Annotated in this window: 10 protein-coding genes and 1 other annotated feature; of the genes, 2 read left to right on the forward strand and 8 right to left on the reverse strand. The window is 45.3% G+C overall.

The window, feature by feature from the left end; translation table 11 throughout:
* Nucleotides 1-49: 49 nt before the first annotated feature.
* The 8 genes from dhaL to K6C05_RS06245 form a co-directional block, all read right to left on the reverse strand.
* Nucleotides 50-655 (reverse strand): dihydroxyacetone kinase subunit DhaL, encoded by a 606-nt coding sequence (dhaL, locus tag K6C05_RS06210; RefSeq protein ID WP_296732578.1) that lies wholly within the window; start codon nt 653-655, stop codon nt 50-52.
* Between the two features lie 41 nt (nt 656-696).
* Nucleotides 697-1,686 (reverse strand): dihydroxyacetone kinase subunit DhaK, encoded by a 990-nt coding sequence (gene dhaK / locus K6C05_RS06215; RefSeq protein WP_296732581.1) that lies wholly within the window; start codon nt 1,684-1,686, stop codon nt 697-699.
* A 110-nt stretch (nt 1,687-1,796) separates the two neighbouring features.
* Nucleotides 1,797-2,525 carry an MIP/aquaporin family protein gene (locus K6C05_RS06220; protein ID WP_296732584.1) on the reverse strand — a complete coding sequence of 243 codons (729 nt, stop codon included), beginning with the start codon at nt 2,523-2,525 and terminating at the stop codon, nt 1,797-1,799.
* A gap of 127 nt (nt 2,526-2,652) precedes the next feature.
* Complete coding sequence (glpK, locus tag K6C05_RS06225; RefSeq protein WP_296732586.1) at nt 2,653-4,152, reverse strand: glycerol kinase GlpK; 1,500 nt, start codon at nt 4,150-4,152, stop codon at nt 2,653-2,655.
* Between the two features lie 513 nt (nt 4,153-4,665).
* Nucleotides 4,666-8,442 carry a phosphoribosylformylglycinamidine synthase gene (locus K6C05_RS06230; RefSeq protein WP_296732587.1) on the reverse strand — a complete coding sequence of 1,259 codons (3,777 nt, stop codon included), beginning with the start codon at nt 8,440-8,442 and terminating at the stop codon, nt 4,666-4,668.
* A 31-nt stretch (nt 8,443-8,473) separates the two neighbouring features.
* Nucleotides 8,474-8,947, reverse strand: coding sequence for a YhcH/YjgK/YiaL family protein (locus K6C05_RS06235; protein WP_296732638.1), 474 nt, complete (start codon nt 8,945-8,947; stop codon nt 8,474-8,476).
* A 236-nt stretch (nt 8,948-9,183) separates the two neighbouring features.
* The gene (locus K6C05_RS06240; protein ID WP_296732589.1) at nt 9,184-9,558 is read right to left on the reverse strand and encodes a P-II family nitrogen regulator; all 375 of its coding nucleotides are present in this window, start codon (nt 9,556-9,558) and stop codon (nt 9,184-9,186) included.
* Nucleotides 9,559-9,593: 35 nt separating this feature from the next.
* Entirely contained in the window at nt 9,594-10,985 is a 1,392-nt protein-coding gene (locus tag K6C05_RS06245; protein ID WP_296732591.1) for an ammonium transporter, read from the reverse strand.
* 586 nt (nt 10,986-11,571) lie between these two features.
* Nucleotides 11,572-11,799 (forward strand) — a binding site (T-box leader).
* Nucleotides 11,800-11,836: 37 nt separating this feature from the next.
* Here K6C05_RS06245 and K6C05_RS06250 point away from each other — a divergent pair.
* The gene (locus K6C05_RS06250; RefSeq protein WP_296732593.1) at nt 11,837-12,316 is read left to right on the forward strand and encodes an Lrp/AsnC family transcriptional regulator; all 480 of its coding nucleotides are present in this window, start codon (nt 11,837-11,839) and stop codon (nt 12,314-12,316) included.
* A complete protein-coding gene (locus K6C05_RS06255) occupies nt 12,313-13,482 on the forward strand; it encodes an aminotransferase class I/II-fold pyridoxal phosphate-dependent enzyme (RefSeq protein ID WP_296732595.1) in 1,170 nt (389 codons plus the stop codon). Before K6C05_RS06250 ends, K6C05_RS06255 begins: the two co-directional genes overlap by 4 nt.
* Nucleotides 13,483-13,534 lie beyond the last annotated feature (52 nt).

The raw sequence follows: 13,534 nt of genomic DNA on the forward strand, positions 1-13,534 counted from the left end.
CATATAGAACCTGGGGGCACTGCCCCCAGATTCAATATATTAAATGTGCTTAAATATTATCCAGCAATACCTGCAGTATGTATAATGCAGATGTTGCCCCCGGATCCTGATGACCTATACTGCGGTCGCCAATATAGCTGGCCCGTCCCTTGGTCGCCTTTATTGTTTTGGTGTACTCCACACCGGTTTCGGCTGCTTCAACAGCCTTGGTCAATGCGGTCTTCATATCTTCCCCGGCCTCTACGCCGCTTTTCAGGGCATCATAGGCAGGACAAAGTGAATCCAGCATGGTCTTTTCACCGGTTGTGGCCTTACCACGCATCTGAATACCACCAATAGCTGCTTCCATTGCAGCCACCAGATCCTTTTCATCCATCTCATTCTTGCCTGATAAAACGCTTCCGGCCTTCATATATGCTGTTCCATACAATGGACCGGCTGAGCCTCCTACAGTGGATACCAAGGTCATACCAGTAGTTTTGAGCAGGCTTCCAATATCCTTGCCGGACATTGCATCCAGCTTGGCAACAACTGCATTGAAGCCCTTTGCCATATTCACGCCATGGTCACCATCCGCTATCTCATTATCAAGCTCGGTAAGATAATCCTTTTCCTCATCTATCTTGGCAGCAGTAGCCTTCAAGATATCAATCATCTGATCATTCGTAATCGTTTCAAACAGCTCCTATCTAGTTATCAGCGCTTAAGGGCAGGGGTATCAGCCTTTGCATCATACAGTGATTTTAATTCATCATCAAGACGCAACAGGGTAATGGAGAAGCCTGCCATTTCAATGGAGGTCATATAATTCCCAACCATGGTATCGTAAATCTTGATACCCTTCTTGGTGAGATAATCATTTACATAATTATTAACTATATAGAGCTCCATCAAAGGAGTACCGCCCATACCATTTACAATGACAGCCACTTCCTTGCCTACATAATCGATATCATCCGTAATCTTGCCCAACAGCTCCTCACTGATATCATTTGCAGACTTCAGGGCTTCACGGCTTGTACCTGGCTCACCATGGATACCGATACCGATTTCCATCTCATTATCTGCCAGTTCAAAGCCAGGTTTACCGGCTGCAGGCATGGTGCAGGCAGTAATAGCCATGCCCATGGTACGAACATTTGCAATAACCTTTTCAGCAACGGCCTTAACTGCTTCCAGATCAGCACCTGTTTCAGCCAATGCACCGGCAATCTTGTGTACTAGAATGGTACCGGCTACGCCACGACGGCCAGTGGTATACAGACTGTCCTTAACTGCAACATCATCATTAACTACTACATAGTCAGCCTTGATGCCTTCGTCTTTGGCCATATCAATTGCCATTTCAAAGTTCATGATGTCGCCGGTGTAGTTTTTGACAATACACAGTACGCCCTTGTCAGTAGCTACAGCCTTAATAGCCTCATAAATCTGATCTGGGGTAGGAGAAGTAAATACAGCACCTGCTACAGCACCATCCAGCATGCCTTCCCCGACATACCCGCCGTGTGCTGGTTCATGGCCACTGCCACCACCGGAAACGAGAGCCACCTTACCTTCTTTCTTGTTAGCTCTTACCACAACATTACCGCAATCCAGCTTACGGAGTTTGTCCGGTGCAGACTTAACCAAACCAAGAATCATTTCTTCTTCGACATTTTCAACTGCATTAATAATCTTCTTCACAACAAAAACCTCCTGAAAAGTTGATAAATAATACTGCCTCTTTAATAAAATCATCCCCACCCATGCAGACACAAGTGGGGATGTTTTTTTGTAATCTTACATGAATGTTATCAGATTATACCAGTTGCACTTGCTACTACATAGGCCAATACACCACCGCAAAGTGGAGCAACTACAGGAACCCAAGCATAGCCCCAGTTGCCATCACCCTTGTCAGGAATAGGCAAGATTGCATGTGCAATTCTTGGACCAAGGTCACGAGCTGCGTTCATTGCATAACCGGTAGGACCACCAAGGGAAAGACCAAGTGCCCAGATCAGCATACCTACAAGATATGGGCCAAATCCAGGAGCAAGACCCATTTCTCCACCTACACCCTTGGAGAAGATACACCAGATACCGAACATCAGGAAGAACGTAGCGATAAGCTCGGCAATGAAACCGGTCATGTGGTTACCTGCTGCATTACCGGTGGAGAATACACCCAGCTTGCTGCCTTCAGTCTCAGCCCAATGTGGGAGATATGCGAGATACACAATGATTGCACCAACAACACCACCAAGAATCTGGATGATGGAGGTAGCACAGAACTGAGGCCAGGTATATACACCAGCCAAAGTCTTTGCAATGGTAACGGAAGGGTTCAGGTCAGCCTGAGGAGCACCCAAAGCTACAGAAGTGTAAACACCAAACAATACTGCGAAACACCATCCGGTGGTTGTGCAAATCCAGCCACCACCATGACCACAGGTCTTGGCCAATGTCATATTGGCATTAACACCGCAACCAAATACCATCAGAACCATAGTACCCACAAACTCGCCTAACAAATTGTCCATCTTTTCATCCCTCTTTCTAAAAAATAACATGAATTATTGCTATAATCCAAGCCTGGTACCGACAACCCCAAAACCGCCGGCACCAGACCATGAATCCAATACATAAAGACTTCAGCCTATGGCTTTATCAGTCCTCATCCAGCCAATGCATGGAATGCTTAACAGCCTTCTTCCAGCCCTTGTAGAGCTTGTCAGCATCTTCCTTAGGCATTACAGGCTCGAAACGAACATCCAGCTTCCAGGCAGTCTTCAGTTCTTCCTTGTTGCTCCATACGCCTACAGCAAGACCAGCAAGATATGCTGCACCCAGTGCAGTAGTCTCAATAATCTGTGGACGGTCTACAGGAACGCCGAGGATATCAGCCTGGAACTGCATCATCAGGTTATTGGCAACTGCACCGCCATCAACCTTCAGGGAAGCCAGCTTAATGTTGGAATCTGCTTCCATTGCCCCCAATACATCCTTGGTCTGATAAGCCAGGGATTCAAGAGTTGCACGAACGATATGAGCCTTGGTAGTACCACGGGTAATACCGATAATCATACCGCGGGCATTCTGATCCCAATATGGAGCACCGAGACCAACGAATGCAGGAACAAGGTATACACCTGCAGTATCGCGAACCTTCTTGGCAACCCACTCGGAGTCAGGAGCAGAATCAACCATGCGGACACCATCACGGAGCCACTGAATAGCAGAACCAGCAACAAAGATGGAACCTTCAAGAGCATACTCTACCTTACCATCAAGTCCCCAGGCGATGGTTGTAACCAAACCATTCTTGGAGTCATAGATGTCAGTACCGGTATTCATCAGCATGAAGCAGCCAGTACCGTAGGTGTTCTTAGCCATACCAGGTTCGAAGCAGTTCTGACCAAAGAGAGCAGCCTGCTGGTCACCGGCAGCACCGGCAACAGGAATAGCAGCACCCAAAATGGAAGGAATTGCCTCACCATATACCTCAGATGATGGATGAACCTCAGGAAGCATGCACTTAGGAACGCCAAGATATCCAAGGAGTGCATCATCCCACTTCAATTCCTTGATGTTATACATCAAGGTACGGGAAGCGTTGGAATAGTCGGTAACATGTGCCTTACCGCCAGTCAGCTTCCAAATAAGCCAGGTATCAATAGTACCAAAGAGCAACTCGCCTTTTTCCGCACGCTCACGAGTGCCTTCAACATTCTCAAAAATCCAGGTAATCTTGGTTCCTGAGAAATAAGCATCAATGGTAAGACCTGTCTTGGACTTAAATTCCTCAGTAAGTCCCTTGGCCTTGAGCCCATCAGCAATGCCTGCAGTCTGACGGGACTGCCAAACGATTGCGTTATAAACCGGACGGCCTGTATTCTTGTCCCAAACTACTGCCGTCTCACGCTGATTGGTGATACCAATTGCTGCAATGTCGCTGGCAACGAGACCACTCTGCTCAAGAGCTTCCTTCATAACTGTAGTCATTGTGCTCCAGATTTCATCAGCATCATGCTCAACCCAACCTGGCTGTGGGAAAATCTGAGTAAATTCTTTCTGGGAAACTCCTACAATCTTGGAATTCTCATCAAAAATGATTGCTCTGTTACTTGTAGTTCCAGCATCCAACGCCATTACATACTTCTTTGCCATTAATAAAATCCCCCTCTAATAAAAATCAATAAGCTGAATGAACCTCCTGATTCATCAGCAAACCCCTTGAGTCCCAAACGCATATCACAGCACACCGGCAATTACCGTACTGAATCAAACCATTTCGACCTATGATTCCAGCAACAGAGGCCTTATTCAGCTATATCCCCCCAGCTGACATGAACCGAAGCAATTTCCGGCAAAGCCTTATTAAAATGCCCCCACTGTGAAATGAACTGTAATTCTCCCTAATCATGACAGTCCTCGCGCTATCAACTCTTCCTTCGCGTATGATTCGCCACACTTATATATTTTTCCTTCTATTTTTTTCAAAATTTATAAATTATTTTCACAATTTTTCATATCCATAAATATATTAATTTGTTTTTTAATATTTCTTATAAAAATAAGGTTTTATACTGACTCGACACCCTTAAAGTTTAAAAAAAACATTACCCGAATTTCAAATCATAAAAAAAGTGGGAGCATAAAACTCCCACTGAAAAATGTATCTTATTTGTAATACTTGATTCCTGCCTCAAAAATCAACTGATTCTGATTGCCCGGAACATTGACAGCCACATTATCACCTATACGCTCAGAATGGCCCATTTTGCCCAGGACTCGTCCATCAGGACTGGTAATACCCTCTATGGCATTAATTGACCCGTTAGGATTAAATGGCACTTCTGCAGAAGGAGCACCTGTTGCATTGACATATTGGGTAGCAATCTGGCCATTGATACGCAACTTGGCTATTACTTCCTTGTCAGCCACAAACCGGCCTTCACCATGGGAAACAGGGATGGTAAAGGTTGAACCAACCTGAACATTATTGAACCACGGGGAAAGATTGGAAACCACCTTGGTCCTTACCATACAGGATACATGACGGCCAATCTGATTGCGGGTCAGGGTAGGCGACGCATCAGTCAGGTCACGGATTTCACCATAAGGAACAAGTCCCAGCTTAATCAAAGCCTGGAAACCGTTACATATCCCCAGCATCAAGCCATCCCGTCTGTGCAGCAGGTCATGTACGGCTTCTTTGATGCGTGGATTGCGGAACATGGCAGCAATAAATTTTCCTGAACCATCCGGTTCATCACCACCGCTAAATCCTCCTGGCAGCATTATAATCTGTGATGACTTTATCCCCTTGACAATTGCCTCAACAGATTCTTCTACGGCGGATGGAGTCAAGTTTCTTATTACCAGGGTCTGCGGATCTCCACCAGCCCGTTGGAAAGCCCTGGCAGAATCATATTCGCAGTTCGTACCTGGGAATACCGGGATAAACACTTTTGGTTTTGCAATGGAAACCGATTTATTTATGCGGTTGCCATTACGGAAAATAAACTCATTGACGGTTTTATCATTATTTCTCACATTGGTAGGGAAAATCTTTTCCAATGGAGAGGTATATGCTTTCATGGCATCCTGCAGGGTTATAACGGCCTTTCCACAAACGATGCTGGTAACAGCAGTGGTCTCACCCAGTTCCCTGTACCTTACGCCATCCAATGCCTGCTCAATATCAGCATGCTCAGCAACCTCAATGACCAGCGCACCATAATCTGCCCTGAAAAGATCATCCTTGGAAATATATTTTGAGAACTTGAACCCGATGTTATTGCCAAGACACATTCTGGTAATAGCGGCAGCGACTCCGCCTATTCTAACACTGGATGCAGAGAATACCTTTTTATCAGCAATAAATTTGCTTACCTTCTGATAAGCCGTCTTCAGATAACGGAACTGCGGCATATCATATTCGTCCTTTGGAGCCTCTATGTAATACACCTTGTTCCCCACATATTTGAATTCCGGTGAAATCGCATTATCCGCATTCATAACATCCACGGCAAAGGAAACCAGTGTAGGTGGTACATTTAAATCCATAAAGGTACCTGACATGGAGTCCTTTCCGCCAATGGCAGGAATTTCCAGCTGATGCTGGGCCCACAAAGCACCCAGCAATGCGCTGAATGGTTTTCCCCATTTTTTTGGATCTCTGCCCAGGCTTTCAAAATATTCCTGGAAGGTCATGCGGATGGTATCTGCCCGGCCTCCCAGGGCAACCATCTTGGCTACGGATTCAAGCACAGAATACACTGCACCATGGAATGGGCTCCACTCCATTAGATATGGATTATAACCAAAAGTCATGGCCGTAGCTGTTGTTGTTTCACCATCCAAAACCGGCAGCTTGGCAATCATTCCCTCGGTTGGAGTCATCTGATTTTTACCACCAAATGGCATCAATACAGTGTTGCCCCCTATAGAGGCATCAAATCTTTCTGCTAGACCCTTCTGACTGCACACATTCAAATCCTTCAGGTTTTCCAGCCATGATTTCTCTATATCACTTCCCAAAGCCTCAATTTTCTTTGGCAGGTGATGGAAATAGCATTCACTCTTTGATGGTGCTGCAAGCTCTACCCCAATGTGCTGTTTAACGCCATTGGTATCCAGGAAGTCCCTGCTGAGGTCCACTATGGTATGGCCACGCCACTGCATAATGAGCCTGCGGTCATCCGTAACAACTGCAACAACAGTAGCTTCCAGATTTTCCTCATCAGCAAATTTGATAAAGGAATCCACATCATCGGAATCCAGTACTACTGCCATCCGTTCCTGGGACTCAGATATAGCCAGTTCTGTCCCGTCAAGGCCCTCATATTTTTTCTTTATCTGGTCAAGGTCAATAACCAGGCCATCTGTAAGCTCACCGATTGCAACGGAAACACCGCCTGCGCCAAAGTCATTACAGCGCTTGATCATTTTGCTCACCACAGGATTGCGGAACAGACGCTGTATTTTTCTTTCAGTAGGAGGATTACCCTTTTGAACCTCTGCCCCACATGATTTAAGGGAATCAGTGGTGTGTTCCTTTGATGAGCCAGTAGCACCACCACAGCCGTCCCGCCCGGTACGGCCACCTACCAGAACGATAACATCGCCTTCCTGAGGCACTTCACGCACTACATTTACCTTAGGCGCAGCAGCGATTACTGCACCTATCTCCATTCTTTTGGCCATAAAGCCTTCATGGTAAACTTCAGCTACCTGTCCTGTTGCCAGACCTATCTGATTACCATAAGAACTGTAGCCTGAAGCTGCCCCAAGAGTGATTTTCTTTTGTGGCAGCTTGCCTACCATTGTTTCTGAAATAGGCCTGCGTGGATCTGCCGCACCGGTAACCCGCATGGCCTGATATACATACGAACGACCGGAAAGCGGATCTCTTATTGCGCCACCCAGACAGGTTGCTGCTCCACCAAATGGCTCAATCTCAGTTGGATGATTATGGGTTTCGTTCTTGAACATAACCAGCCACTCTTCATTCTTGCCATTAATGTCAGCATTAACAACAATACTGCAGGCATTAATTTCCTCTGACTGATCCAAATCATCCAGCTTGCCCTGTTTGCGCAGGGCTTTCATGCCAATAACAGCCAAATCCATAAGGGACATATCCCTGTCGGCATCCCCATAAATCTCGTTTCTGTCGTCCTGATACAGGCGATAGGCCTTAGCCATAACAGGGGCATAGGCTCCCTGTTCAATATCCACCATATCAATGGCTGTAGTAAAAGTTGTATGACGGCAATGATCTGACCAATAGGTATCTATTACCCTTATTTCTGTGATGGAAGGATCCCTGTGTTCCATATCACGGAAATAGCTCTGACAGAATTTCAGGTCCTCAAAGCTCATGGCAAAGCCCCGTTGTTGCATAAATGACTGCAGCTCACTCTCTGATAATGAGGTAAATCCTGTGATAATCTCCACATCATCCGGAGTCTCAACGGCCATGTCCAGGGATGCAGGCTTCTCAAGACTGGCCTCCCGACTTTCAATGGCATTTATATAGTACGCCTTGATTTTATTCAGGGTTTGATCATCAATGTCACCGACCAGCACTACTACACGGGCAGTGGCAATCACCGGGCGTTCCTTCTGGGTTACCAGCTGAACACATTGGGCAGCAGAATCCGCTGTCTGATCATACTGACCAGGCAGATATTCAGCCGCAAAAACCCTTGACTTAGGAAACTGTGGCAAGTTTTCTTCATAGATAACATCAACAGGTGGCTCAGAAAAAACTACTGCTTTGACTGCGGCATATTCTTCATCACTGAGCCCTTCAATATCATATCGGTTGAACAGGCGAACCGCCCTCAACCCGGTAAGGCGAAAGCTCTCAATAAGGTCATTGCACAGTTGCTGGGCAGGAATATCATAAAACCCCTGACGCTTCTCCACATAAATTCTTCTTACAGTCATTAATCATGCCTCCAAAATATCTTTACTTACACTATTTAATGTAATCAACAGCAATTTTCACAACGACCTTGGTAACAGGCCCAACCTTTCCTTCAATTGCACCACACGGATGATGGACATCTGCAGGATAAAGAACAGCATACGCCCCTTCCTCAAGGATGACACTGCTTCCCGGTACCAGTCTTTCATAAAAAATAATGTCCTTATCTATATCATACTTGGTATTTGCCTTAAGCTCCGGATTCAACGGGCACCAGCCCAGTTCTTCCCTGCCCTCCACAATATACTGTATATCCACATACTGTCTATGTGCCTCTGGCTTGGAAGTTCCTGGCAGCTTTGTATTGTATCTTTGTAAAATAGCATAGCTGTTCTTACCATCAATTGGATATATTCCGTCCTCCATGGTTTTAAAATCATGCTCATATAAAAAGAACAAAGCTCGCCTGATTGCTTCCGGGAATTTGGTAAAGCCTGCCGTGGCCTGACTAATTTTTCCAATCACCAATGTCATCTACTCCTTTAACAAGGTAAGCATAACTATTCCATCTTATTGTACCCAAATCTTTATTTTATTGCAATGACTGAAGCCAAAGTAGCTTAAATTGATATACAAATTCCCGGATTTACCTACCCCCATATCATTACTATTACAGGGATTACCACAAAAATATGAGTCCCCTCATATCCTGCAGCCAACAGTGACCACACAACATGAGAGGACTCTCATATATACATTCATCAATTATCAGGACACTCGCCGGGAATATCCTTGATAGCGTCTTCCTTACGCTGACCGGTACGGATGCGGACAGCATCTGCCAGTTCAATAACAAATATCTTGCCATCTCCCATTTTACCGGTACGAAGGACCTTTTCAGCGGTATCCAGTACCTTTTCAACCGGGATTTCACACACTACTGTTTCCACCTTGACCTTTGGCACCAGATTAACATCATAGGCCCTTCCACGATAAACCTCCTTGTGCCCCTTCTGCAGGCCACAGCCATAAACCTGGCTTACTGTCATCCCCAGGACACCAATATTGTTAAGAGCTTCCTTCAGCTCTTCCAGCTTATTAGGTCTGGTAATAATTTCAATTTTTGTTATACTCATCCGTTCCACCTCACTGACATATAGTCATAAAAACATTACCATACCGGATCATGCTTCAGATCATGTGCCGTTAAAAGACCTTCTTCGGATGCACCAAAATCCGGAGTACCGGCCATCACAGCTGCAGCATATCCACGCTCACCGTGCTCGGCTATGTCAAGCCCAACAATTTCCTCGGTCTCGTCTGCCCTTATAGCAGTGAAATAATCAACGATTTTATATAGTACATAAGAACCGGCAATTGCCAATACATAAGCTGCCACCACAGATATCAGCTGTGCGGTCAGGAGCTCGGTCTCTCCATAAAAGAGTCCATTTGCACCGGCAGGGTTTACGGATACAGTCGCCCAAAGGCCTGTGGCAATAGAGCCCCAGGTACCACCAATCCCATGGATACCAAAGGCATCCAGTGAATCATCGTACCCAAATTTTTCCTTCAAAATTGCCACAGCCCCATAGCAAATGGCTCCACCAATCAGACCAATCATGATAGATGGCATGGGCTCCACAAAACCGGCAGCCGGTGTAATGGCCACAAGACCTGCAATAGATCCGGAAACAGCTCCCAGCACAGTTGGCTTGCCACCTCTCAGCCATTCAGGAATGACCCAGCCTAAAACACCTGCAGCGGCCGCAGCCTGAGTAACAATAAAGGCATTGGCAGCGAGATCATTAGCTCCCAGTGCGCTTCCTGCATTAAAGCCGAACCAGCCAAACCACAGAAATGCAGCACCCAAAACAGTCATTGGAAGATTATGAGGTACCATGGCTGACTTGCCATAACCCCGTCTCTTACCCAAAAGCAGGCATATAGTCAAGCCGGAAACTCCGGAAAGAATATGGATTACAAGGCCACCGGCGAAATCAAGGGCACCGAGCTGGGCCAGGAAGCCACCGCCCCATACCCAATGTGCCATCGGATTATAAATGAATATCGCCCACAACAGCATCAGCAGGGCAAATCCGGCAAAGCGCATGCGTTCAGCAAAAGCTCCTGTAATCAGTGCCGGAGTGAGGGCTGCAAACATGCACTGAAAGGCAACAAATGCCAGTTCAGGAATTGTCTGTCCCTCCATTAACCGCAGTCCTATCCCCGAAAGCCCCAGCTTGTCAAAATCGCCAATCAGGCCATTTATATCTGTACCAAATGCCATAGTATAACCAAGTAAAACAAATTCCACAGAAATCATTGCTAAAATAAAGAAGCTCTGCATTATGGTAGATAAAACATTTTTACTACGTACCATTCCCCCGTAAAACAATGCCAGGGCCGGTGTCATAATGAATACCAGAGCTGCGCTTATGAGTACCCAGGCTGTATCGCCGGCATCAATTACTGCAGCCGATGAAGGATCTGCAGCCATAGCCCTGGAGCACATCATTACCAGCGAACCGGAAAGTACCGCTCCTGAAATTAACCTTTTCATAATAATCACCCTTCCTACAGCGAAAAAGGCGCCTGTACAGAAATGTTCCTTTCCTGTACAGACGCCTTTGTCCCGCTCATTAAATTAAGAATACCAAAAAAGAAGAAACATAAAAACGCCAATGCAGTCTTCTACAAGCTACATTGGCGCCGTTGCCTCTTTTCTTTTGATATGGTCATTGTAAAGGCAAATAACCATAATGTCAATATTATCTTTTTTGTATACATGTATACATATATTGATCTTGTCAAGGGAAGTCAATTTGTCCCTCCATTTAGAAAGCAAAGTCTGCCCTGATGGCAGGATAAATTACATTCGTCATTTTATCTCCAGGAGGGCAATAGCATGCCTAATTTTATTCTGTGAAGAAATGGTTTTGATGATAAAAAAATTATTAATTAAGGATATTTTATTTTTTTGTTAATATTATTATACAGTGTAAAATATTCCCTTGAATGATAAGTATTTAACGGAATACAGGTAAAAAATTATACCCTTATTACCCGCCATTCCATGCTCAAGGCCATGTAATCAGCTTGCCAAAGAAAAAACATTGTGATATATTATGTCCATTAGAATTTTATATGATAAGGTAATGATTGAAAAAGTATGCCTACAGGATGATTCAGAGAGGTGATGCATGGTGCGAATCACTATTATCCATGGGCAGAAAGCTATTCATGAACTGCAGCTCAGTAGATCCAACGAGATTGAAATGCTGCCGCTGGCCCGCGATATCGGCATTAAGAGTGGCCGGGGCAACTTACCGGCTGACTAAGGTGGTACCACGGGATATTTTTACCTCGTCCTTTACAGGATGAGGTTTTTATTTTTGTAAAGGAGACTTGATTATGCGTGAATTATTGGAGCTTTTGAAACACGATGCACGCCGTCCGGCCAGGGAGCTGGCTGCCATACTGAATATCAGCGAATATGAAGTAGAGCAGAAAATGGCACAGTTGGAAAACGATAAGATTATACTCAGTTATAATACTCTGATAAACTGGGAAAAGACCGGAGAAAATACCGTTACCTCCATTATCGAGGTCAACCTCACTCCCCAGCGGGAAGTAGGCTTTGATGCCATAGCAGAGAGGATTTATCGCTTTGATGAGGTACGCACTGTTTATCTTATGTCCGGCAGCTTCGATCTGCTTGTGATAATAGAAGGAAAATCCATGCAGGATGTGGCCAATTTTGTAGCTACCCGCCTTGCTACCATTGAAGGTGTGACCCAAACACGCAGCCATTTTCTTCTAAAGCCTTATAAAAAGGATGGTATCATCATCAATGACAAGGAAAAAGACCGTAGGCTGGTGATGAGCATATGATAAACTGGAACGACAGGATATCACCTGTAGTAAAAAATGTACCACCTTCAGGCATAAGAAAATTTTTTGATATTGCCTCTGAAATGGAGGATGTTATTTCACTGGGTGTAGGTGAACCGGACTTCATCACCCCATGGTCCATCCGTGAAAGCTGCGTATACGGATTGGAACAGGGATATACCTCCTATACGGCAAATCGTGGATTAATGGAGCTGCGGGAGGAAATATGTATCCTGCACAAAAACCGTTTCGACCTGGATTATGATCCCAAAACCAATGTACTTGTCACTGTAGGTGTAAGTGAGGCTCTGGATATTGCCATGCGCACCATCCTTTGTCCAGGAGATGAAATACTTATCCCTGAGCCCTGCTATGTATCCTATAAGGCTTGTGCTACCCTGGCAGGAGGAATTCCTGTACCAGTAGCAGCCAAGGCCGCAAATGATTTCAGGATTACTCCTGATGACCTGGAGCCACATGTTTCCCCAAAAACGAAGGCCCTGCTTATCGGATATCCTAACAATCCAACCGGTGCGATTTTGTCCAAGGAGGAGCTGGAGGCTATTGCCCGTTTTGCCATCAAACATGACTTGATTGTAATATCCGATGAAATATATGGTGATCTCACTTATGGCGGAGTAAAACATATATGCTTTGCCGGGCTTCCTGAGATGAAGGACCGGACCATCCTGTTAAATGGTTTTTCCAAGGCCTATGCAATGACAGGCTGGCGCATTGGTTATGCCTTATCAAATCCGGATATAATTGCCGCCATGACAAAAATACATCAATACACCATGCTCTGTGCACCGATTACTGCTCAAATAGCAGCTGTTGAAGCACTGCGTCACGGCGAAAAGTACATGCGCAAAATGGTATCAGAATACGATAAACGGCGCCGCCTGATATACGACGGCCTGCAAAATGCCGGGTTAAAATGTTTCGAGCCAAAAGGGGCTTTCTACATTTTCCCTGATATTACTTCCACCGGACTCACATCAGAGGAATTTGCCGAGAAAATCCTCATCCAGGAGCATGTAGCGCTGGTACCAGGAAATGCCTTTGGTGAAAGCGGTGAGGGCTTTGTCCGCTGTTCCTATGCCACTTCCATAGAGCAGATTTCTGAAGCTCTTGCCAGAATAGAACACTTTGTTAACAATCTATGATATATATCAATACAAACATAATGCAGCTGCAACAAAAAGGGTCAGTGACGAT

The sequence above is a fragment of the Anaerovibrio sp. genome, from assembly GCF_024697385.1.
GTDB lineage: Bacteria > Bacillota > Negativicutes > Selenomonadales > Selenomonadaceae > Anaerovibrio.